Here is a 21194-nt window from a genome sequence, read left to right on the forward strand (position 1 = left end):
TAACAATAAAGGAAGGTGATCAGAATATGGAAAAGCGCTGCAATTTTGAACTCTTTAAAAGCAATGTGTGTCATCGCTTAAAAGAAAGCGGAGATATTGATTTTTTGATTGAAACATTAGAAAAGGATATGATACGGGAATATTATAACCGAAAGTGGTATCTGGAGTGCTTTTATCTGCTGGCAATGGTAGACTATATTAGCAGGGAGATTGGAGCGCCTCTTTGCAGTGAGTATGATGATCTGAGACAGCAACGGTTACAAAAACTTGTATATCCGGCAGGAGTTATTGTTACGGCGAATGTATTAAAAAATGATCAAATAAAAGAGGAAGCGGTAAAAAATTCGATTCCTGAATTTTTAAGACATAATATTGTTGAGAGTGAGGTGAGAAATGTCATCTGATAGTTCTGTCTTTACGGGAGAAAACTTAAATGATTATTTAAAAGCGGTAGCAAAAGAATATAAAAAGATGGGCGGAAAAGCTATGCCAGCTGAGCTTATCTTAATAGGTGGAGCAGCAGTAATTGCAAATTATGGTTTTCGTGAAATGACAACAGACATTGATGCAATTATTCATGCAGCATCAGTGATGAAAGACGCAATCAACTCGGTTGGAGACCAATACCACTTGCAAAATGGGTGGCTAAATACGGATTTTATGCGAACTGCATCCTATTCCCCAAAATTAGATCAGTATTCTACCTATTATCGGACGTTTGGCGGTATCCTGAGTGTGAGAACTGTTCAGGCTGAATATTTAATTGCAATGAAGTTGCGTTCCGGTCGTTTGTATAAGAATGATCGTTCAGATATCGCAGGTATTTTGGCGGAACATGAAAAGCGTGGAGAGCCGATTACAATGGATCGGATTACGCAAGCGGTTACGAATTTATACGGAGGCTGGGAGCAGATATCAGCAAGCTCTCAGCTGTTTATTCAGCAGATTATGCAAAATGGTGAATATCAAAAAACGTATGGAGCAATTCGTCAGGAAGAACAGGATAATAAAGAACTGTTGATTTCCTTTGAAAGTAAATATCCAGGCGCAACAACTTCGGAAAATGTAGAGCGTATTATAACTGATTTTAAGAAGAAACAAAAGCGAAATCAGACGTTGAACTGGCTGAAAAATCAAAAGCAGGAAAACGCACAAGATATTGAAGCAGATGATGAGCTTGATCAGTAAAGAATGGTAAAAATATATAGTTAATGCAGAATAGGGTATACCTTATTCTGCACTTAAAAAGTAAAAGATAAGTGTAAAAATAGAGTCTGATTTTTTGAAAAATGCAGTTTGCAGGAAAAATCAAGGCTTTATTTTTACACTTTTTTGAATGGAGGTATGAAATGCGAATTGCTTATGTGCGTGTCAGTACGGAAGAACAGAATGAAGCGAGGCAACGCGAAGCGTTGAAACAATACCGGATAGAAAAATGGTTCTGCGAGAAGCGATCAGCAAAAGATACGAATCGCCCGCAGTTGGAGGCAATGTTGGAGTTTGCCAGAAGCGGAGATACCATTTATATTCATGATTTTTCACGGTTGGCAAGGAATACGCAGGATTTGCTACGGCTTGTACAGCGAATGCAGCAGAAAGAAATACAGTTGATAAGCTGCCAGGAACAAATTGACACGGCAACAGCAACCGGAAAATTGATGCTGACGATGATTGCAGCAATCAATGAATTTGAACGATCAATTCTGCTGGAGCGACAAAAGGAAGGAATCGCGATTGCAAAAAGAGAGAAGCGGTATCAGGGGAGGAAGCGTATTCAGCAGCCAGATAGCTTTGAACTATTATATGGAAGGTATCGGGATCACAAAGTTACAAAATCTGAAATTGCAAGGCAGCTGGAGATTAGTCGCCCGACGGTAGATCGTCTGATTAAAGAGATGGAAACGGGTCATAAAGGAAAATCCTGAAAGGATGTTGCTTTACGGCCCGTAGGCAAAAGGGTAGCTGCAAGGCAGCGTAGGGGAATTGCAGATTCCCCTGTTTAGTGCTGAAAACAGTAAACAGAGGCTTGAAAAAAGAATGAAAGTTTGCTATGATGATGTTAACACGTTAATTTGCGAAAGCGAAACGAATTTTCAAAAAGGAACGGTGAAATCATGGCAAGACTTACTCATTCAGATCGGATTAAAATGGAAGCATTGTTAAATGCAGGACATAGTGTGAAAGAAATCGCAAACCAGTTGCATGTACATCAAGCAACGATATATCGTGAGTATAATCGTGGTAAATATATGCACCGTAACTCTGATTATACAGAAGAGGAACGTTATAGTAGTGATTTGGGCCAGCAGGCACATGATTGGTATATAACCGGAAAAGGTCGTCCATTAAAAATAAAAAATGATATTAAGTATATTGAAAAGCTAGAGAAGAAAATACTGGATGAAAAATATAGCCCAGAAGCCGCATTAAATGCGTTACAGCAAGAGGGAGAACAAATGTGTATTAGTGTGCGAACTCTGTATCGCTATATTGATGATGGAATTTTTTTGAAATTGACGAATGCACATCTTCCAGTAAAAGGAAAAGCTAAAAAGAAGGAAAAACAGAAACCTGTTCAGAAACGGGCGAGCGCAGGTGTAAGTATTGAGAAAAGGCCAGAAGAAATTATGACGCGAGAAGAATTCGGTCACTGGGAAATGGACACTGTTAAAGGAAAGCGCGGTGTCACAAAGTCCTGCTTACTCGTTTTATCAGAACGTAAAACGAGAAATGAAATTGTAATCAAGATGCCAGATCAGGGAGCAGCTTCTGTAGTCGCGTCTTTGGATATGTTGGAAGAAAAGTGGGGAAAATTATTTTCGACTGTGTTTAAGTCGATTACAGTCGATAATGGTGTTGAGTTTTCTGATACTGTTGGATTGGAGCGTTCTTGTCTGCGTGCTGAAAAAAGAACAGCACTTTATTACTGCCACGCGTATTCCAGCTGGGAGCGTGGAACAAATGAAAACATTAACAAGCTGATCAGACGACATATTCCGAAGGGCGTTGATTTTGATGATCGAACGGCTGATGATATTGTGTACATTGAAAACTGGATCAATAATTATCCTCGAAGACTCTTTAAATTCAAAACATCGAAGGAACTGTTTGAGGCAGAGCTTGCAAATTTAGCTTAGTGACACAACAGAAAATTTTAAATACATTCTAAGAGTAATTTACATGTTACACTTAGAAAATTTTTTTGAAAAATCTTTCGCATTACTATTGACAACACCCAAAAAAATAAAAAAGCCGAAAAAACACTTGACAACTGATAAAAAGTGCGGTATACTGCTAGTGTTGTCAATAAACAGGAAAGCAGAGGATTCACTCTCACCTTAGCGCAAAGGCGTCTCGGGTTGATATTTAAGTTCACATATCGTATTTTGCATATTTGTGTATCTTAATGGTGGATCGTCGCGGTCCATCATTTTTTTGCGTAAAGCAGTTCACAACATTTTTCGATGGGGGTACAAAACAATTAGCAGTTTAATGATTAATGAGCAGATCCGTGACAAAGAAGTCCGGGTAATTGGTGAGGAAGGACAGCAGCTTGGAATTATGTCCTCCAGAGATGCCATGAAGCTGGCAAAGGATGCCGGTTTAGATTTGGTAAAGATTGCACCAACGGCTAAGCCGCCGGTATGCAAGATTGTTGATTATGGCAAGTTCCGTTATGAGCAGGCCAGAAGAGAAAAGGAAGCCAAGAAGAAGCAGAAAGTCATTGAAGTAAAGGAACTGAGATTGTCTCCGAACATCGATACAAATGATCTGAATACAAAGGTGAACAATGCGCGAAAGTTCCTGGAAAAGGGCGATAAGGTAAAAGTTACCTTACGTTTCCGCGGCAGAGAGATGGCCCATATGGGTGCTTCCAAACATATACTGGATGACTTTGCTGAAAACCTCAAGGATATCGCATCGGTTGAGAAACCGCCGAAGTTAGAGGGTAAGAGCATGAGTCTGGTATTGGCAAAAAATATCAAGTGATTGACAGGAGGAAATTATAATGCCAAAGGTAAAAACAAGCAGAGCAGCTGCAAAGCGTTTTAAGAAAACAGGTACAGGCGAGTTAAAGAGAATGAAGGCATACAAGAGCCATATCTTAACAAAGAAGTCTACTAAGAGAAAGAGAAATCTTAGAAAGGCTACTATGACAGATAGTACCAACGTAAAGAACATGAAGAAGATTTTACCTTATTTATAATTTTGTGATTTTATAAGTAAGTTTGGGAAACATTTCTGCACAGGATTCGCGAGAATCCTCATCGTTTAGGAGGAGATAGATATGGCAAGAATTAAAGGCGGTATGAACGCTAAGAGAAAGCACAACAAAGTGTTAAAGCTGGCAAAGGGTTACAGAGGAGCCAGATCTAAGCAGTATAGAGTAGCAAAGCAGTCTGTTATGAGAGCATTAACAAGCTCTTACGCAGGAAGAAAGCAGAGAAAGAGACAGTTCAGACAGCTGTGGATCACCCGTATCAACGCAGCAGCTAGAATGAACGGTCTGTCTTACAGCAAGTTTATGTATGGTTTAAAGAGCGCTGACATCCAGTTAGACAGAAAGATTCTGGCTGATATGGCTGTTAATGATCCAGCTGGATTTGCAAAGCTGGCTGAGACTGCAAAGAGCAAGCTTGCTTAATTAGCAGTTGATCAAACCGCATATTGTGTATAAAAATTCAGGGAGAGCTTTGGCTCTCCCTTTTTGTGATGCTTTTGTGAAAATTACTTACTTTTCGCTCGTTTTTTTATATTATTTGTGGAATATGAAAGGTTGATTTCAAATCCAAAGCTATGATATACTTCTATTGAATATACTTACAATTCACGCGTTTTGTGAAGGGTAATTACAAATCAAAGGAGAATGATATGAGCGTCAGAAGAATCTTCGCGGAGAAGAAGGAACCTTATGCAGTAAAAGCACAGGAGCTTATGGAAGAGATGAGCAGCTATCTTGACATTCACGATGCCAAGAAGGTGCGTGTGCTGATCCGTTATGATGTTGAAAACCTTTCGGATGAGACTTATGAAAAGAGTAAGGGAACTATTTTTTCGGAGCCGCCGGTCGATGATCTTTATGAGGGCACCTTCCCTCACGAGAAGGATGATATTATTTTTTCAGTAGAGTATCTTCCGGGACAGTTTGATCAGAGAGCAGACTCGGCAGAGCAGTGTGTAAAGCTGTTAAAGGAAGATGAACAGCCGATTATCCGTTCAGCAACCACATATGTGATCAGCGGTGCACTTACAAGTGAGGAAGTTGCTAAGCTGAAGAATCACTGTATTAACCCAGTTGATTCAAGAGAAGCATCGGAGGAAATTCCGCAGACACTGAACATGGTACATCCAGAGCCAGAAGATGTAAAAATTCTGGAAGGCTTTTCCAAGATGAATGAGAAGGATCTGAAGGCGCTCTATGATTCCTTTGGTCTTGCTATGACCTTTAAGGATTTCCTTCACATCCAGAAGTATTTTCACGATGAGGAAAAGCGTGATCCGTCCATGACTGAAATTCGTGTACTTGATACATACTGGTCTGATCATTGCCGTCATACAACCTTCCAGACAGAGTTAAAGAACGTTACATTTGAGGAAGGATATTATCGTCCGGTAATCGAGAAGACATACGGTGAGTATGAGACTGCTCATAAAACATTGTTTGAAGGCAGAAATGACAAATTTATCAGTCTGATGGATCTGGCTCTTATGGGTATGCGTCAGTTGAAGAAGCAGGGAAAGCTTCAGGATCAGGAAGAAAGTGATGAGATCAATGCATGTTCTATCGTAGTACCTATTAAGGTAGACGGCAAGGAAGAAGAGTGGCTGATCAACTTTAAGAATGAGACACATAACCATCCTACTGAGATTGAGCCATTTGGAGGCGCTGCAACATGTCTTGGCGGTGCAATCCGTGACCCGCTGTCAGGTCGTACCTATGTTTATCAGGCGATGCGTGTGACTGGTGCTGCAGACCCGACACGTCCGCTTTCTGAGACACTTCCTGGAAAACTTCCTCAGAAGAAGCTTGTTCGTACAGCAGCTGCTGGTTATAGCTCTTATGGAAATCAGATTGGTCTTGCAACTGGTTATGTAAAGGAAATTTATCATCCAAATTATGTGGCAAAGCGTATGGAGATCGGTGCTGTTATGGGTGCAGCTCCAAGACGTGCAGTAATCCGTAAAAATTCTGATCCAGGCGATATCATTATTCTGCTTGGCGGACGTACAGGAAGAGATGGCTGCGGTGGTGCAACTGGTTCTTCTAAGGCTCACACACAGTCTTCTATCGAAACATGTGGTGCAGAGGTTCAAAAGGGTAATGCACCGACTGAGAGAAAGTTACAGAGACTATTCCGTCGTGAGGAAGTCAGCCATCTGATTAAGAAATGTAACGACTTTGGTGCCGGCGGTGTATCTGTAGCAATTGGAGAGCTGGCAGACGGTCTTGTTGTTGAGCTTGATAAGGTTCCAAAGAAGTATGCAGGTCTTGACGGCACAGAGATTGCGATTTCTGAGTCTCAGGAACGTATGGCAGTTGTAGTAGATCCAAAGGATGCAGACCAGTTTTTAGCTTATGCAGCTGAGGAGAATCTGGAGGCAACAAAGGTTGCAGTTGTGAGTGAGGATCCTAGACTTGTTCTTCGCTGGAGAGGAAAAGAAATTGTTAATATTAGCCGTGCATTCCTTGATACAAACGGTGCTCATCAGGAGACAGATGTTACTGTAAGTATGCCAAAGAAGGAAGAAAGCTTCTTCGCATCAAAGGAAGTTACTGATGTAAAGGAAAAATGGCTTTCTATGCTTGCTGATTTAAATGTTTGCTCACAGAAGGGTCTTGTTGAGATGTTCGACAGCTCCATCGGTGCAGGAAGCGTTGTAATGCCGTATGGTGGAAAGAATCAGCTGACTGAGGTTCAGACAATGGTAGCAAAGGTTCCTGTAGCAAAGGGAAATACTGATGCTGTTACCATGATGAGCTATGGTTTTAATCCATATCTGTCCTCATGGAGTCCATATCATGGTGCTGTTTATGCCGTAACAGAGTCTATTGCTAAAATTACGGCAGCCGGCGGTGACTACAGTAAGATTCGTATGACATTCCAGGAGTACTTCCGCAGAATGTCAGAGGATTCTCATACATGGGGACTTCCGTTTGCTTCATTGCTTGGTGCATATGCAGCACAGATGGGATTTGGTCTTCCGTCAATTGGTGGAAAGGATTCCATGTCAGGAAGTTTTGATGAGTTAAATGTACCGCCAACACTTGTTTCCTTTGCAGTTGATGTGGCATCTGAAAATGATGTTGTAACACCAGAATTTAAGAAGGCAGGAAATAAGCTTGTTCTGTTTGCTATTGAGAAGGATGAATATGACCTTCCAAATTATGAGCAGGTGAAGAAACTGTACGGTCAGATTCACGAGGCTGTTCGTAATGGTCAGATCGTATCCTCATATGCAATTGGCACAGGCGGTATCGCAGAGGCAGTAAGCAAGATGGCATTTGGTAATGGCCTTGGTGCAGTTATCAATGCACAGCTTGATAAGAATCTCCTCTTTGCTCCATTATACGGAAATATTCTTGCAGAAGTTCCGGCAGAATGCATCGCAGATTTAGAGGTTCCATGTGAGGTTATTGGTGAAGTAAGTGCAGAGCCAACCTTCACTTACGGTGAAATTGTAATTTCCATGGATGAGGCTGTAAAGAGCTGGAAGTCTACTCTTGAGAAGGTATTCCCGTCTGTATCTGGAAAGACACAGCCAAAGGTTGATACAGGTATCTACAAGGCAGATTCAATCTATGTATGCAAGAATAAGGTTGCAAAGCCAAAGGTATTTATTCCGGTATTCCCAGGAACAAACTGTGAGTATGACAGTGCAAAGGCATTTGAGCGCGCAGGCGCAGAGGCTATTGTTAAGGTTGTTCGCAACCAGACAGCAGAAGAAATTCGTGAGTCTGTTGATATCTTTACAAAGGCAATCCGCGAGTCTCAGATCATCATGTTCCCAGGCGGATTCTCAGCAGGTGATGAGCCAGATGGTTCTGCAAAGTTCTTTGCAACAGCATTTAGAAACGAGAAGCTCAAAGAAGCAGTTATGGATCTGTTAAACAACAGAGATGGTCTTGTACTTGGTATCTGTAACGGCTTCCAGACACTTGTAAAGTTAGGACTTGTTCCGTATGGTGAGATTATTGACAGCCAGCTGTCTGATTCTCCGACACTGACAACAAACACCATTGGACGTCATGTTTCCAAGATGGCATACTTAAAGGTAGTATCCAATAAGTCTCCATGGCTGGCACAGGCAACACTCGGCGGTGTTTACTGCAACCCGGTTTCTCACGGCGAGGGACGTTTCGTAGCAAGCAAGGAGTGGCTTGATAAGCTGTTTGCAAATGGACAGGTTGCAACTCAGTATGTTGATTACAATGGCAATCTTGCACAGGACGAAGAGTGGAATATGAACGGTTCCTATGCAGCAATCGAAGGTATCACAAGCCCAGATGGACGTGTATATGGAAAGATGGCACATTCAGAGCGTATCGGAGATTCTGTAGCAATCAACATCTATGGTGAGCAGGATCTGAAGCTGTTTGAGTCAGGTGTTAAGTACTTTAAGTAATTTTGGCGGCTTTATTAAAAGTATAAAAAAACGGTCATACCTAAAATGGTATGGCCGTTTTCATATGTTTAAAGCAAATAGGCGCCGACAAAAATTTCACCGGAGCCCGCTTGTAAACTTACCGGGTAGAATCTCCCGTATGAATGTCGCAGCTTTGAAGGTTCGATGGTGCCAGATAATCTGAGTCTGTCGTAGTGCCGCTTGAAAGATCATTGTCATCGATATGAAGATAAACGCGCTGCACGACTGAATCACCGGGGCAGTATTTTGTTGCGCTTTTGCCTGATTCTGTGCAGATACGAAGTGCATAGTGGCGGTCACAATAGCTTGTTGGTGCTGTGCCAGGTGCAAAATATTCTGTGTATACACAAGCGTTGCTTGAACTGCTATTGCATACGCCGTCAACTGCAAGAAGACCTGACTTGCTGCAGATCTTTGCAGATTCTAATTCATCTGTAAAGACGAAATCTTTATTATCAAGATCAGTATGAATGCGAGCCATAATTTTCTGCCATATTGTTTTGTGGTATTCAGTTCCGTTTGAAAGTACTTTTGAGTCATCATATCCAGACCATATGCCGCAGGTGTAGTAAGGAGAGTAGCCTATGAACCATACGTCGCTTCCGCTTGTCGTTGTTCCAGACTTTCCAGCAAGTGTCATTGAATCAATTTGACAAAGTTTACCAGTTGGTGTGATTCCGTATTGATAGTAATAAGAGGAATCAGATGAAACCACATCCTCCATTGCATTTGTTAAAAGAGCAGCAGAGGAACTTTTGATAATTCTTGTCTGAGAAGGAACACTTTCAAGAAGGATATTACCCTGGCGGTCTAAAACTTTGGTGTAGTAGGTTGGCTTTTGGTAAATTCCATCATTTGCAATGGAAGCAAAGGCAGCAGTAAGCATTTCGTTTGTGACAGTATATGACTGGCTTGCGGAGGCAAGAGAGGCTGAAGATTCAAACACGTTAGCATCGACTAAACCAAAAAGCTCTAAATAATCATAGGCAGTAGAATCAGATACAAGAGAAGTCAGGCATCTGGCACCAATGACATTCATGGAATATGTGATAGCCTGACGTATATTGTTGTAGCCAAGATACGGATTTTCCCACCAGTTTAAGACCTGCTGATTTCCGGATGAATAAGGAGCGTCATAATATGTGGAGGCAAGAGTGGCACCACACGAGTCGATAGCAGGTGCAAATGTGCTGATTATCATTGAAGCAGAACCTGGCTGCCTGTGGCAGTGCAGAGCACGATTTAAGGTGAGGCTTCCTTCTTTTTCACCGCGGCCGCCGGATATGGCAGCAACCTGACCATTTGACTGATTCATGACAACGACAGATTCCTGCGGTTCGAGAATAGGAGTAATGGTTTCGTTTGTAACTGAGTCACCAGAAATAAGCAGTGATGCTTTAAATTCACGGACAGAGCGATAAATATCTTCTTTTGAAGCATAAATATTTGCAAACGTTGCCTGTTTTTTTTCTGACTGAAAATAGCTTATCAGATCATTTTCTGTATAGGTGCTTTCAGAACCGTCTGCATGGCATACAGTAAGCGCATAATTAAGTGAATATTCTAAAAGCCTGCTTCCTGTTGAAGAGATGTAATTGTCAGCATTGTTGATCTCTTCATCGACAATAGCCTGAATGGACGGATCCATTGTTGAATAAATCTGCAGGCCGCCGCTGTAGAGAAGTTTATAAGATTGTGAGGCAGAATAGCCAAGCTTTGACTGCAGATCATCACAAACTTGATTATATACAGCATCTGTAAAATAAGAAAAGACCGTACTGCCTGAAGTGGCATTGTCAACTGTCTGAATGCGGCTGTACACATCATCATCAAGTGCATCGTTTTTCTGATCATAAGTGATAAAATTTTGCTCATACATTTTTTCAAGAACGATCTTTCGGCGCACTGCATTTTCCTTTGGATGTGTAAGCGGATTATAGCGTGATGGGTTTGATGTGGTGGCAGCCAAAACAGTGCATTCAGATAATGTTAATTCCCATACATTTTTGCCAAAATAGCGGTGAGCAGCTGTCTGTACACCAAGACAGTTGCCGCCAAGATTAATTGTATTAAGATAGTATTCAAGAATAGTTTCTTTGCTGTCTAGCTGATCTTCTAATTTTACTGCAAGAAATTGTTCCTGAATTTTGCGGCGCAGTTTGTCAGCCATGCTTGTCTCGTAGCCGCCCTGAAGCACATTATTTTTAATAAGCTGTTGAGTGATTGTGCTGGCACCTTCAGAAAATCGTCCATTTGTAATACCGACATAAGCAGCACGCAAAATTCCTTTTAAATCAATTCCGTTATGTTCATAAAAGCGGCTGTCCTCAATTGCGATAAAAGCGTTTACAAGATCATCAGGAAGCTGGTCAAAGCTGACTTCTTCGCGGTTGCTGCCTTCCATGACAAGTGTCTGCATTAGATTGCCGTCTGCGTCGTAAATTTGAGAAGCATATCCTTGTGGCTGTACATCAAGTATATCGAGAGAGGGAGCAGCATCAATTGCTCCGCGGACAAATCCAATTCCGATAGCAAAGCCGACGAAGCAAAGAATTAGAAACATTGCCAGTGCTATTTTTAAAAGAAAAATAAGATGGTGTCGTCTGGCCTGCCTTGATGTATCAAGAAGACCTGACAGCTCCTTTTTTATTGCATCATTATTAAAAATCATAAAGATAAGTGCCTTTCCGTCAAATTCATGCATAAACGCTTTCTAAGCATGGACTGACATTTATTCTTTAGTATATCAAAAAATAGAGAAAAATACCAGAAAAAAAGCAAACCTTTACAGAAGCTGCAAAATAAGATACACTAGCTACAAAGCATTTTGCAGCAGAGAAAAATAAGAAAATGCTTTTAATATATGGAAATAAAAGTATAAAGGAATAAGGTGAATAAAATGTCAGAGGCCTACAAGACAGTTTATGTTGGAGATACAGCAGAAATTGTAGAGAAAAAATCACGGTTTATTGCAAACTTAGAGCATGTGGAGTCAGAGGAGGAGGCACTTGCCTATATTGAGACGATCCGCAAAAAATATTGGGATGCAAGACATAATTGCTATGCATACTGCATCGGAAAAAAACAGGAGCTAAAGCGCTGCAGTGATGACGGTGAACCTTCACAGACAGCAGGAAAGCCAATGCTTGATGTGCTGACGGGTGCAGGTCTTTGCGATACGGTTGTTGTTGTCACGCGCTATTTTGGAGGTACTCTTTTGGGAACGGGCGGCCTGGTGCGCGCTTATACGGCGGCGGCAAAGGCTGGCGTTGAAGCAAGTGAGGTTATTGAAAAAATTCCAGCTGTACAGTTTTTAGTAAAGGTGACATATAACCAGATAGGAACACTTCTTTATCTGTTGGGACAGCGAGGCTACAGCCAATTAGAAAGCGAATATGCAGAGGATGTAAGTGTGCGCTTTCTTGTACCTCTTACTGAACGCGCATCCATGGAAAAGCAGCTTCTTGAGAGCTTTCAGGGCAGTGCTAAGACAGAGATCGAAGATTATGGGTACTACGCTAAGAATGGAAAAGAACTTCTTTTGTTTGAGGAGGAAGTGTAATGATAACATGTGCAATGTGTGATGATGAACTGCCATTTGCCGAGCAGCTTAGAAGTCTTGTAATGGCTTATGCAAAAAAAAAGCGAGTGGAGCTGCAGGCTGAAACATTTGCATCTGCGGAGGAACTTTTAGAAGAAATTGAAAACGGTGCAGGCTTTGAAATATTGTTTCTTGATATTGAGATGCGAAAAATGGATGGAATCGAACTTGGAAAAAAGCTTCGTGAGCGCTCATACCAGACACTTATTATATATGTTTCAGGTTATGACCAGTATATGCGACAGCTGTTTGAGGCAGAGCCATTTCGTTTTTTGTCAAAACCATTAAAGCAAGAGGAACTTGAGAATGTGTTAGATAAGGCGTTTGAGCGAATCAGCCGTTTTCACAGAGAGCTGTTTACGATTCGTTTTGGAAAAAACGTGGTGAATCTTCTTTGCCGAGATATTGTATATCTGGAAAGCAACAAGCGAAAGGTAATTGTTCATACTGTGCGTGGAGAATACGAGTATTATCATAAGCTTGATGAGGCAGAGGAAGAACTTTTAGCAATCAGTGCAGATTTTGTACGGATTCACAAGGCGTATCTTGTGAATATGGAGCACGTTGAGGCCTTTCAGTATGAAAAGCTTGCACTTAGAGATGGCACGATTTTAAGTATAAGTGAGGCACACCGCGCTAATGTGCGCAGCCGCTTCTGGGAATGGGGTTCTGAGTAAGAACAAACATTGAGAGGGATCGAAACATGACAGATTTATTGCTTGTATTATTGATCAATTTTTTTGCATTATATACGACATCACAATATCTTGCAGTTTTGAAAAAAGAAGAACAGAAAAAAACTTGGCGCTGCCTTTTGCCGCATTTCCTTTTATGGTGTGTGTTAAATACGTGCTGTTTGATTCTGATTCGTACAAAAGGAGTTCTAAGCTTATTTAGCGCAGCGGTTGCTGCGATTATTTTGCTGTTCGAGACAATTTTTGCGTTTCAAAAGGAAGAAGCATGGAAGGAAAAGACGAGGCGAAGGGAATATATGACGAGCCGTCAGCTTCAGTACTATGCAAAGCAGTATGAGGCTCTTTCTCATTTTCAGGAAACAATGCGAAAGGAGCGCCATGAGCGAAAAAACCGCAATATGGAGCTTTTGATGCTTGCCAAAAAAGGAGATTTCGATTCTTTAATCTGCCGCTTGAATGAGGAGCAGAGCCTTATGACACCGCACTCATCAACAACAGGAAATAGAACTGTAGATGCGGTGCTTGACTTTGAAAAGGCCGTGGCAAGAGAAAAGAAGATTGAAGTGGAGGAATCTATTTCCATTCCAAGAGAAATGGAGGTGGCGGATTCTGTATTATGCGGTGTTCTTGGAAATGCGCTTGACAATGCAATTGAGGCATGCGACAGAGTTAGTGAGAAGGAACGTCTTGTGAAGATTTTTATGAAGGTTGAGCGAAAAAATCTTTTTATTGAAATTAAAAATCGCTATGATGGCACCATTTTTAAAGCACAGGATGGGCGCCTTATAAGCCGCAAAGAAAATCCACAGGAGCATGGAATGGGGCTTCGCATCATGCATGAGCTTTTAGAGCATGCAGACGGAAATGTTGAAACAATGTGGGACGAGCATGTATTTACACTAAGAGTGATGATTTATCATGTGATTTAAAATTTAAGGGTTACAAAAATATCTGGCAAAAATGACAGTCGGAAAAATACTAATCATTTTTGTGGTAGCATAAGAAAAACGAAGATGAAAGGAGGATTAGATGTGGACAGTATCGAAGTTTATGTTTGGCTCATCGTATTTATCGTATTGACAGCGATTGAGATGGCAACATTTCAGCTTGTAACCATTTGGTTTGCTGTCGGTGCCGTTGCAGCATTTATTACTTCACTGTTTTCGACATCGTTAGAAATTCAGCTTATTGTTTTTTTAGCTGTGTCGATGCTGTTATTGATTTTGGTTCGTCCCATTGCTGGACGCTTTCTTCAGACAAAGACGGTCAAGACAAATGTCGATAGTTTAATTGGAGATTATGCGACGGTTACGGCTCGAATACATAATCAGGAAGGCTTTGGAAAAGCTGTAATTCGTGGTCAGGAGTGGACAGCAGCTGCCGAGAAGGATGATGAAATCATCGAAGCAGGCAGCCGTGTTGTTGTCACAGGCATACGGGGTGTCAAACTGATCGTTGCAAAGATTGAGCAGTCAAGGACAGCACAGGAAAACAGTTAAAAGAATAAGCAGTATATCATTTAAGAGAAAAGGAGTGTATGAGTATGTTAGCAGCATCTATTCTAAGTCCTCAATTTATTGCAGGCGTTATTATTGTTATTGTTATTTTATGTATCATTGGTTCATGTATCCGCATTGTGCCACAGGCACATGCTGTTATCGTAGAGCGTCTTGGCGGTTATCTTACTACATGGTCAGTTGGTGTTCATATCAAGATGCCATTTGTTGATCACGTTGCAAGAAACGTTATTTTAAAGGAACAGGTTGTAGATTTTGATCCTCAGCCGGTTATTACAAAAGATAATGTTACAATGCTTATTGATACAGTTGTATTTTATCAGATTACAGATCCGAAGCTTTATGCGTATGGTGTAGAAAATCCGCTGATGGCAATTGAAAATCTGACAGCAACCACATTGAGAAATATTATTGGTGAAATGGAGCTTGATGAGACACTGACCTCTCGCGAGACAATCAATACTAAGATGAGAAGCAGTCTTGATGAGGCAACAGATCCGTGGGGAATTAAGGTAAACCGTGTTGAGCTTAAGAATATCGCACCGCCGTCTGACATCCAAAATTCTATGGAAAAGCAGGCAAAGGCAGAGCGTGACAAGCGTGCAGCGATCCTTAGTGCAGAAGGTGAAAAGCAGTCTGCAATCCTTGATGCAGAGGCTGAAAAGCAGGCAGCAATTCTTCGTGCAGAGGCAAAGAAAGAGGCAATGCTTCGTGAGGCAGAAGGTGAAGCAGAGGCAATTCGCCGCGTTTCTCAGGCGAAGGCTGATGGAATTGCTTATATTAAGGAAGCAAAGGCTGATGCAGCCGTTCTTCAGATTAAGAGTATGGAGGCTTTTGAGAAGGCAGCTGACGGTAAAGCAACAAAGATCATTGTGCCGTCAAATCTGGCTTCGATTGCAGGAACATTGACTGCACTTTCTGAAACTGTGCAAAAGGATGCACCAGAATCTTGAAAACTACTTGCAAAATGAATATTATCTGTGCTACAATAAGAGAGTTGCCAACCGGCAGCTCTCTTTTGCTGATGAAAAGTTTAAAAAGACAGATGCTGGTTTGGGGGGGATTTGTGTAACTGAATTAAGTTTTTAGCATTAAGAGGAGTTTTTTCTATATGAAAACAAAGAGAGAGACAGTAAGAAACGTAGCGATTATTGCGCATGTTGACCACGGTAAAACGACACTGGTAGATGAGCTGTTAAAGCAAAGCGGAGTATTTCGTGAGAATCAGGAAGTTCAGGAGCGTGTCATGGACTCTAATGATATCGAAAGAGAAAGAGGCATCACTATCCTGTCCAAGAATACTGCAGTTACTTATAAAGACTGCAAGATCAACATCATCGATACACCAGGACATGCGGATTTCGGTGGCGAGGTAGAGCGTGTACTGAAAATGGTAAATGGTGTTATTCTTGTTGTTGACGCATTTGAGGGACCAATGCCGCAGACAAAGTTCGTTTTAAGCAAGGCACTTGAGCTTGACCTGTCTGTTATTGTATGTATCAATAAGATTGACCGTCCGGAGGCAAGACCGGCGGAAGTTGTAGATGAAGTATTAGAGCTTTTGATGGATCTTGATGCAAGTGATGAGCAGTTAGACTGTCCATTCTTGTATGCATCTGCAAAGGCTGGCTTTGCAGTTAGAAATTTAGATGATCCTAGAGAGAATATGGTTCCATTGTTTGAAACCATTATTGAGCATATTCCGGCACCGGAAGGTGATCCAGAGGCACCGACTCAGGTTTTGATCAGCACCATCGATTATAATGAATATGTAGGTCGTATTGGTGTTGGTAAGGTTGACAATGGTTTTGTAAAGGTAAATCAGGACTGTGTTATTGTAAATCATCATGATCCGAGTATGAAGCGCCGCGTAAAAATCAGTAAGCTGTATGAGTTTGATGGTCTGAATAAGGTAGAGGTACAGCGTGCTGATATCGGTTCTATTGTTGCAATTTCTGGTATTAGCGATATTCATATCGGTGATACGATTTGTTCACCGGAGAATCCAGTAGCGATTCCGTTCCAGAAGATTTCTGAGCCGACTATCGCAATGAACTTTATGGTAAATGATAGTCCTCTTGCTGGTCAGGAAGGAAAGTTTGTTACTTCAAGACATTTAAGAGAAAGACTGTTCCGCGAGCTGAATACAGACGTTTCCCTGCGCGTTGAGGAGACTGAGAACATGGATAGCTTTAAGGTATCCGGAAGAGGTGAGCTTCATCTTTCAGTTCTTGTTGAGAACATGCGCCGTGAGGGATACGAGTTTGCAGTCAGCAAGGCAGAGGTTTTAACAAAGAGAGATGAGAGAAATCGTCTTTTAGAGCCAATGGAGCTTGTTTATATTGATGTTCCAGAGGAGTTTTCCGGTACTGTTATCCAGAAGCTTTCCAGCCGTAAGGGTGAACTTCACGGAATGGGAACAACACAGGGCGGCTATACAAGACTGGAGTTTTCTATCCCATCAAGAGGTCTGATTGGATTCAGAGGTGAATTCATGACTGATACAAAGGGAAATGGTATCATCAATACTATCTTTGATGGTTATGAGGAGTACAAGGGCGATATCCAGTATCGTAAGCAGGGTTCTATTATTGCATTTGAGGATGGCGAGAGTATCACTTATGGTCTTTACAATGCACAGGAAAGAGGTGTATTGTTTATTGGACCTGGTGAGAAGGTTTACTCTGGTATGGTTGTTGGTCAGACTGGTAAGGCAGAGGACGTAGAAGTTAATGTCTGCAAGACAAAGCATTTGTCCAACACTCGTTCTTCAGGTTCTGATGATGCACTTCGCCTTGTTCCAAAGAAGGTGATGAGCCTTGAGCAGTGTATGGATTTCATTGATACTGATGAGTTACTTGAGGTAACACCAAAGAACCTTCGTATCAGAAAGAAGATTCTTGATCCAACACTTCGTAAACGTGCAGCACTGCGTAAGCAGCAGTAAGCATATAAATAAAAAATGTGTGCGGCGCGTATGCGCCGTGCAGCAAAGGAGGATTTTTATGGAGTTAAGAACTGCTGTAAGTCCAAGAGATGTCAAGACTTATACCACACAGAGACTCAGAGAGGAATTTCTGATTCAGGGACTGTTTGTACCAGGCGAAATCAAGCTGGTATATAGTCATATCGATCGTATTATCACAGGAAGTGCAACACCGGCAGAGAGTGCACTTGAGCTGACCGCAGGAGATGAGCTTCGTGCAAAGTACTTCTGTGAGAGAAGAGAGCTTGGTGTAATTAACATCGGCGGCAAGGGAACTATCACTGTTGATGGAAAGGTATATACCGTTGACTATAAGGAAGGTATGTACATCGGAATGGGAACACAGAAGATCGTATTCGAGAGTGCTGATGCTTCTAATCCGGCAAAATTCTATTTAAACAGTGCTCCGGCACATCGTACCTGCCCAACTGTTTTAATCAAGCCAGAGGGTACACCAGAGGAAGGTGTTGTCATCGTTAAGGATGAGAACAAGGTAGAGCTTGGTTCACTTGAGCTTTCAAATCATCGTACAATCTGCAAGTATATCCTTCCAGGTCAGGTAGAGAGCTGTCAGCTTGAAATGGGTATGACAAAGCTTGAGCCAGGCAGCGTATGGAACACAATGCCATGTCATACACATGACAGACGTATGGAGGTTTATCTGTACTTTGATATTCCAGAAGATGCATTTGTTATGCATTACATGGGAGAACCGCAGGAGACTCGTCATATCGTTATGAGAAACGAGGAAGCTGTTATTTCTCCAAGTTGGTCTATTCACAGTGGTTCAGGTTCTCAGGCATACACATTTATCTGGGGTATGGTTGGCGAGAATCAGGATTTCGATGATATGGACGGTATTGCAAATCAGGATATCATGTAATCAAGACATTATTTTCCGCTCCGGCATTTGCCGGGGCGGTTTTTTTTGTTCATGCAGTTTTGTTCACATCTTTGCCATATTTATTTGATAAAATATTTACAAACGCGAATTATGCTGACAAAGAAAAGAAAGGATGGAATACGCAATGGAAAAGATAAAAGTATTGGTAGTAGATGATGAGAGCAGAATGAGAAAGCTTGTAAGTGACTTTTTGACAAGAGACGGCTATGAAGTCATCGAGGCTGGAGATGGAGAGGAAGCAGTAGAGATTTTTTTCCAGAATAAGGATATTGCAGTAATCCTTCTTGATGTTATGATGCCAAAGATGAATGGCTGGCAGGTGTTAAAGACAATCCGCGAATATTCACAGGTACCTGTTATTATGCTGACTGCAAAGGGTGAGGAACAGGATGAGCTGCATGGCTTTGATCTTGGTGTAGATGAGTATATAAGCAAGCCATTCAGTCCTAAGATTTTAGTGGCAAGAGTCGGAGCTGTATTAAAGAGAAGCAATCAGGTAAAATCAAGCAAGTTAGAGTGCGGCGGAATAGTGATAGATAAAGCAGCACATCAGGTAACAATAGATGGCAAGGAAATTGAGCTTAGTTTCAAAGAATTTGAACTTTTGACGTATTTTATGGAAAACAGAGGATTGGCACTGTCAAGAGAAAAAATTTTAAATAATGTTTGGAATTATGATTATTTTGGCGATGCCAGAACAATTGATACTCACGTAAAGAAATTAAGAAGCAAGATGGGTGAGAAGGGCGAATATATTCATACCATCTGGGGCATGGGCTACAAATTTGAGGTAGAATGATGAAATCATCCATAAGAACACAGATTATGACTGCCTTTGTTGCAATTCTTACATTGACAATGGTGTTGTGTATAGGGTTAAATAACGGACTGCTGAAGGATTTTTATTATCAGAAGAAGCAGGAAAAGGTTGTTCATTATTATCAAAAGCTTGATCAGCTGACTAATAATAAAAGTGAAAATGATAGTAAAGTCAGCGCAGTTTTGATTAGCATGCGTGATGCAGATAATATTTCTTTTATTCAGACAACATCAGACTGGTCACTAGATGAAGTGAGTGCAAACTGTGTATCTAACATGCAGGCGAGCGAACTTCGTCATCGTCTTATGCAGTATATTTTGGTATGGGACCGCATGGACACAGTCACAACATTAAAGCAAGGGGAACGATATAAAATTTTAAAATATTATGATCCTATTGAAGGAACCTCCTATATGGACTGTTATGGTTCTTTGAGCAATGGAACCTTCTTTTTAATGTCTACGCCGTTAGAAGCTGTGCAGGACAGTGCACAGATTTCCAATCAATTTTTCATGTTCACCTGCTTAGGAGGAATGCTGCTTGCACTTATTGTCATCAGTGTGATATCTAATCGTCTGACAAGACCGCTTCTGCAGCTTGCTGAGATTGCAGATCATATGGCAAATCTTGATTTTACGAGCAAATATACGGGCGATCTGAATAATGAAATTGGTCTTTTGGGAAACAGCATGAACTCAATGTCAGAGCAGTTAGAGAGTACAATTAATCAGCTGCAGACAGCAAATGAACAGTTAAAAAAGGATATTGATGAAAAAATCCAGATTGACGAAGTGCGAAAAGAATTTTTGTCAAATGTTTCGCATGAGTTAAAGACGCCAATTGCATTGATCCAGGGTTATGCGGAAGGTCTTCAGGAAGGAATCAGTGACGATCCAGAAAGCCGTGCTTTTTATTGTGATGTAATTGTCGATGAAGCAAAAAAAATGAACCGCATGGTGCGAAAGCTTCTTACACTCAATCATCTTGAATTTGGACAGGATGCACTCACAGAAGAACCATTTGATATTTGTGAGATGCTTACAACACTTCTCAATTCAAGTGCACTGGAAATGCAAAAGAAGGAAATTAAGGTGATAAAACAGTATCCTGCTTCCTGTATGGTGATTGGTGATGAATTTAAAATTGAGGAGGTTTGTACTAATTATATAAGCAATGCAATGAACCATGTAAATGGAGACATGCGTATTTGTGTGACGCTAGAGGAACAAGAGGATACTGTAAAGATAACGGTAGCCAATACGGGCGATCCTATTCCAGAAGATTCCCTTGATAAGGTATGGATCAAGTTTTATAAGGTCGATAAAGCAAGAACAAGAGAATATGGAGGAAGCGGTATCGGTCTTTCTATTGTAAAAGCCATTATGGATGCTCATAAGCAGCCGTTTGGTGTATATAATACAGCAGAAGGCGTTGCATTCTGGTTTTGCTTAAAAAAAGCGCCAAAAGAAGAAACAGATGTACAGGAGAATGAGAATGACACAGGAAGTATGGAATAAGATAATAAACAGTGAAATGCTGTTAATCGGAATCGGCACGCAGCTGTCAGTGAAAGAGGATAATGAAAAACAAATTGACGAGGCATATGATACGCTGGCAAAGCTGGCAAAAGGAAGAAATTGTTTTGTAATTACCTCAAATACGGATCAAAAGCTGTTAGATGGGCGAATTTCTAAGTTTTTGACGGCAGCACCGAAGGTGGAAGGACAAGAAAAGCAGTGGGAAGCCTATATGAACTGGCTTAGCTGCTCATTGACGCATGAACTTACGATTTTAGAGCTTGGTGAGGGCTTTGCTGATCCGATGGTTATGCGCTGGCCATTTGAGAAAGTGCTGTCCATGCATCAGAAGGCAACGCTGATTCGTGTACATCCGATGCTGTATCAGGTGCCGGCCGATTTAAATGGCAGAGGTATTGGTGTGAAGGAAAATTGCATCCAATTTGTAAAAGAAATAGCAGAACAGTTGTCACATGAATAATCATATGATATAATCAAGCTGTTTTTA

General features: G+C 41.3%; 19 protein-coding genes. 18 read left to right on the forward strand and 1 reads right to left on the reverse strand.

From position 1 onward, the window contains the following. Positions 1–26: 26 nt before the first annotated feature. The 8 genes from WJP93_RS07835 to WJP93_RS07870 all read left to right on the forward strand — a co-directional run bounded on the left by WJP93_RS07835 (position 27) and on the right by WJP93_RS07870 (position 8625). Positions 27–404: a hypothetical protein gene (locus tag WJP93_RS07835; protein ID WP_066556577.1), complete on the forward strand. Its 378-nt coding sequence runs from the start codon at positions 27–29 to the stop codon at positions 402–404. Continuing rightward, positions 394–1188 carry a DUF6036 family nucleotidyltransferase gene (locus WJP93_RS07840; protein WP_066556580.1) on the forward strand — a complete coding sequence of 265 codons (795 nt, stop codon included), beginning with the start codon at positions 394–396 and terminating at the stop codon, positions 1186–1188. Before WJP93_RS07835 ends, WJP93_RS07840 begins: the two co-directional genes overlap by 11 nt. A gap of 161 nt (positions 1189–1349) precedes the next feature. Beyond that, positions 1350–1925 (forward strand): recombinase family protein, encoded by a 576-nt coding sequence (locus WJP93_RS07845; RefSeq protein ID WP_066556609.1) that lies wholly within the window; start codon positions 1350–1352, stop codon positions 1923–1925. A gap of 189 nt (positions 1926–2114) precedes the next feature. Then, positions 2115–3137, forward strand: coding sequence for an IS30 family transposase (locus tag WJP93_RS07850; RefSeq protein ID WP_066556584.1), 1023 nt, complete (start codon positions 2115–2117; stop codon positions 3135–3137). A 355-nt stretch (positions 3138–3492) separates the two neighbouring features. Then, positions 3493–3990, forward strand: coding sequence for a translation initiation factor IF-3 (infC, locus tag WJP93_RS07855; protein WP_066563474.1), 498 nt, complete (start codon positions 3493–3495; stop codon positions 3988–3990). A 19-nt stretch (positions 3991–4009) separates the two neighbouring features. Beyond that, complete coding sequence (gene rpmI, locus WJP93_RS07860; protein WP_227101302.1) at positions 4010–4207, forward strand: 50S ribosomal protein L35; 198 nt, start codon at positions 4010–4012, stop codon at positions 4205–4207. Between the two features lie 81 nt (positions 4208–4288). Next, positions 4289–4645 (forward strand): 50S ribosomal protein L20, encoded by a 357-nt coding sequence (gene rplT / locus WJP93_RS07865; protein WP_066563479.1) that lies wholly within the window; start codon positions 4289–4291, stop codon positions 4643–4645. A gap of 227 nt (positions 4646–4872) precedes the next feature. Continuing rightward, complete coding sequence (locus WJP93_RS07870; protein ID WP_337547646.1) at positions 4873–8625, forward strand: phosphoribosylformylglycinamidine synthase; 3753 nt, start codon at positions 4873–4875, stop codon at positions 8623–8625. 118 nt (positions 8626–8743) lie between these two features. On the opposite strand, the gene WJP93_RS07875 is transcribed toward WJP93_RS07870, so the two are convergent. Then, positions 8744–11317 (reverse strand): transglycosylase domain-containing protein, encoded by a 2574-nt coding sequence (locus tag WJP93_RS07875; RefSeq protein ID WP_337547647.1) that lies wholly within the window; start codon positions 11315–11317, stop codon positions 8744–8746. Positions 11318–11545: 228 nt separating this feature from the next. Between WJP93_RS07875 and WJP93_RS07880 the strand changes: the two genes are divergently transcribed. The 10 genes from WJP93_RS07880 to WJP93_RS07925 all read left to right on the forward strand — a co-directional run bounded on the left by WJP93_RS07880 (position 11546) and on the right by WJP93_RS07925 (position 21167). Continuing rightward, entirely contained in the window at positions 11546–12208 is a 663-nt protein-coding gene (locus tag WJP93_RS07880; RefSeq protein WP_227101307.1) for a YigZ family protein, read from the forward strand. Beyond that, positions 12208–12924: a LytTR family DNA-binding domain-containing protein gene (locus tag WJP93_RS07885; protein ID WP_227101309.1), complete on the forward strand. Its 717-nt coding sequence runs from the start codon at positions 12208–12210 to the stop codon at positions 12922–12924. The genes WJP93_RS07880 and WJP93_RS07885 overlap by 1 nt, the downstream gene beginning before the upstream one ends. A gap of 26 nt (positions 12925–12950) precedes the next feature. After that, on the forward strand, positions 12951–13871 hold the full coding sequence (locus tag WJP93_RS07890) for an ATP-binding protein (RefSeq protein WP_227101310.1): 921 nt from the start codon (positions 12951–12953) through the stop codon (positions 13869–13871). Between the two features lie 102 nt (positions 13872–13973). Then, on the forward strand, positions 13974–14441 hold the full coding sequence (locus WJP93_RS07895; RefSeq protein WP_337547648.1) for an NfeD family protein: 468 nt from the start codon (positions 13974–13976) through the stop codon (positions 14439–14441). A gap of 38 nt (positions 14442–14479) precedes the next feature. Continuing rightward, the gene (locus WJP93_RS07900) at positions 14480–15412 is read left to right on the forward strand and encodes an SPFH domain-containing protein (RefSeq protein WP_337547649.1); all 933 of its coding nucleotides are present in this window, start codon (positions 14480–14482) and stop codon (positions 15410–15412) included. A 158-nt stretch (positions 15413–15570) separates the two neighbouring features. Then, positions 15571–17406 carry a translational GTPase TypA gene (typA, locus tag WJP93_RS07905; RefSeq protein ID WP_066563500.1) on the forward strand — a complete coding sequence of 612 codons (1836 nt, stop codon included), beginning with the start codon at positions 15571–15573 and terminating at the stop codon, positions 17404–17406. Between the two features lie 58 nt (positions 17407–17464). After that, positions 17465–18328 (forward strand): 5-dehydro-4-deoxy-D-glucuronate isomerase, encoded by an 864-nt coding sequence (gene kduI / locus WJP93_RS07910; protein ID WP_227101325.1) that lies wholly within the window; start codon positions 17465–17467, stop codon positions 18326–18328. Between the two features lie 145 nt (positions 18329–18473). Next, positions 18474–19148, forward strand: coding sequence for a response regulator transcription factor (locus WJP93_RS07915; RefSeq protein ID WP_118614423.1), 675 nt, complete (start codon positions 18474–18476; stop codon positions 19146–19148). Beyond that, positions 19145–20686: a HAMP domain-containing sensor histidine kinase gene (locus tag WJP93_RS07920; RefSeq protein WP_308732026.1), complete on the forward strand. Its 1542-nt coding sequence runs from the start codon at positions 19145–19147 to the stop codon at positions 20684–20686. The genes WJP93_RS07915 and WJP93_RS07920 overlap by 4 nt, the downstream gene beginning before the upstream one ends. Further along, entirely contained in the window at positions 20664–21167 is a 504-nt protein-coding gene (locus tag WJP93_RS07925) for a hypothetical protein (RefSeq protein WP_337547651.1), read from the forward strand. The genes WJP93_RS07920 and WJP93_RS07925 overlap by 23 nt, the downstream gene beginning before the upstream one ends. Positions 21168–21194 lie beyond the last annotated feature (27 nt).

It is taken from the genome of Anthropogastromicrobium sp. (genome assembly GCF_037349415.1).
In the GTDB taxonomy this organism is placed as follows: Bacteria; Bacillota; Clostridia; order Lachnospirales; family Lachnospiraceae; genus Anthropogastromicrobium; species Anthropogastromicrobium aceti.

Excerpts from the sequence above, each read along its gene's own strand:
- WJP93_RS07835 (WP_066556577.1), top strand. The coding sequence starts at position 27 with ATGGAAAAGCGCTGCAATTTTGAACTCTTTAAAAGCAATGTGTGTCAT.
- WJP93_RS07840 (WP_066556580.1), top strand. The coding sequence starts at position 394 with ATGTCATCTGATAGTTCTGTCTTTACGGGAGAAAACTTAAATGATTAT.
- WJP93_RS07845 (WP_066556609.1), top strand. The coding sequence starts at position 1,350 with ATGCGAATTGCTTATGTGCGTGTCAGTACGGAAGAACAGAATGAAGCG.
- WJP93_RS07850 (WP_066556584.1), top strand. The coding sequence starts at position 2,115 with ATGGCAAGACTTACTCATTCAGATCGGATTAAAATGGAAGCATTGTTA.
- infC (WP_066563474.1), top strand. The coding sequence starts at position 3,493 with ATGATTAATGAGCAGATCCGTGACAAAGAAGTCCGGGTAATTGGTGAG.
- rpmI (WP_227101302.1), top strand. The coding sequence starts at position 4,010 with ATGCCAAAGGTAAAAACAAGCAGAGCAGCTGCAAAGCGTTTTAAGAAA.
- rplT (WP_066563479.1), top strand. The coding sequence starts at position 4,289 with ATGGCAAGAATTAAAGGCGGTATGAACGCTAAGAGAAAGCACAACAAA.
- WJP93_RS07870 (WP_337547646.1), top strand. The coding sequence starts at position 4,873 with ATGAGCGTCAGAAGAATCTTCGCGGAGAAGAAGGAACCTTATGCAGTA.
- WJP93_RS07875 (WP_337547647.1), bottom strand. The coding sequence starts at position 11,317 with ATGATTTTTAATAATGATGCAATAAAAAAGGAGCTGTCAGGTCTTCTT.
- WJP93_RS07880 (WP_227101307.1), top strand. The coding sequence starts at position 11,546 with ATGTCAGAGGCCTACAAGACAGTTTATGTTGGAGATACAGCAGAAATT.
- WJP93_RS07885 (WP_227101309.1), top strand. The coding sequence starts at position 12,208 with ATGATAACATGTGCAATGTGTGATGATGAACTGCCATTTGCCGAGCAG.
- WJP93_RS07890 (WP_227101310.1), top strand. The coding sequence starts at position 12,951 with ATGACAGATTTATTGCTTGTATTATTGATCAATTTTTTTGCATTATAT.
- WJP93_RS07900 (WP_337547649.1), top strand. The coding sequence starts at position 14,480 with ATGAGTATGTTAGCAGCATCTATTCTAAGTCCTCAATTTATTGCAGGC.
- typA (WP_066563500.1), top strand. The coding sequence starts at position 15,571 with ATGAAAACAAAGAGAGAGACAGTAAGAAACGTAGCGATTATTGCGCAT.
- kduI (WP_227101325.1), top strand. The coding sequence starts at position 17,465 with ATGGAGTTAAGAACTGCTGTAAGTCCAAGAGATGTCAAGACTTATACC.
- WJP93_RS07915 (WP_118614423.1), top strand. The coding sequence starts at position 18,474 with ATGGAAAAGATAAAAGTATTGGTAGTAGATGATGAGAGCAGAATGAGA.
- WJP93_RS07920 (WP_308732026.1), top strand. The coding sequence starts at position 19,145 with ATGATGAAATCATCCATAAGAACACAGATTATGACTGCCTTTGTTGCA.
- WJP93_RS07925 (WP_337547651.1), top strand. The coding sequence starts at position 20,664 with ATGACACAGGAAGTATGGAATAAGATAATAAACAGTGAAATGCTGTTA.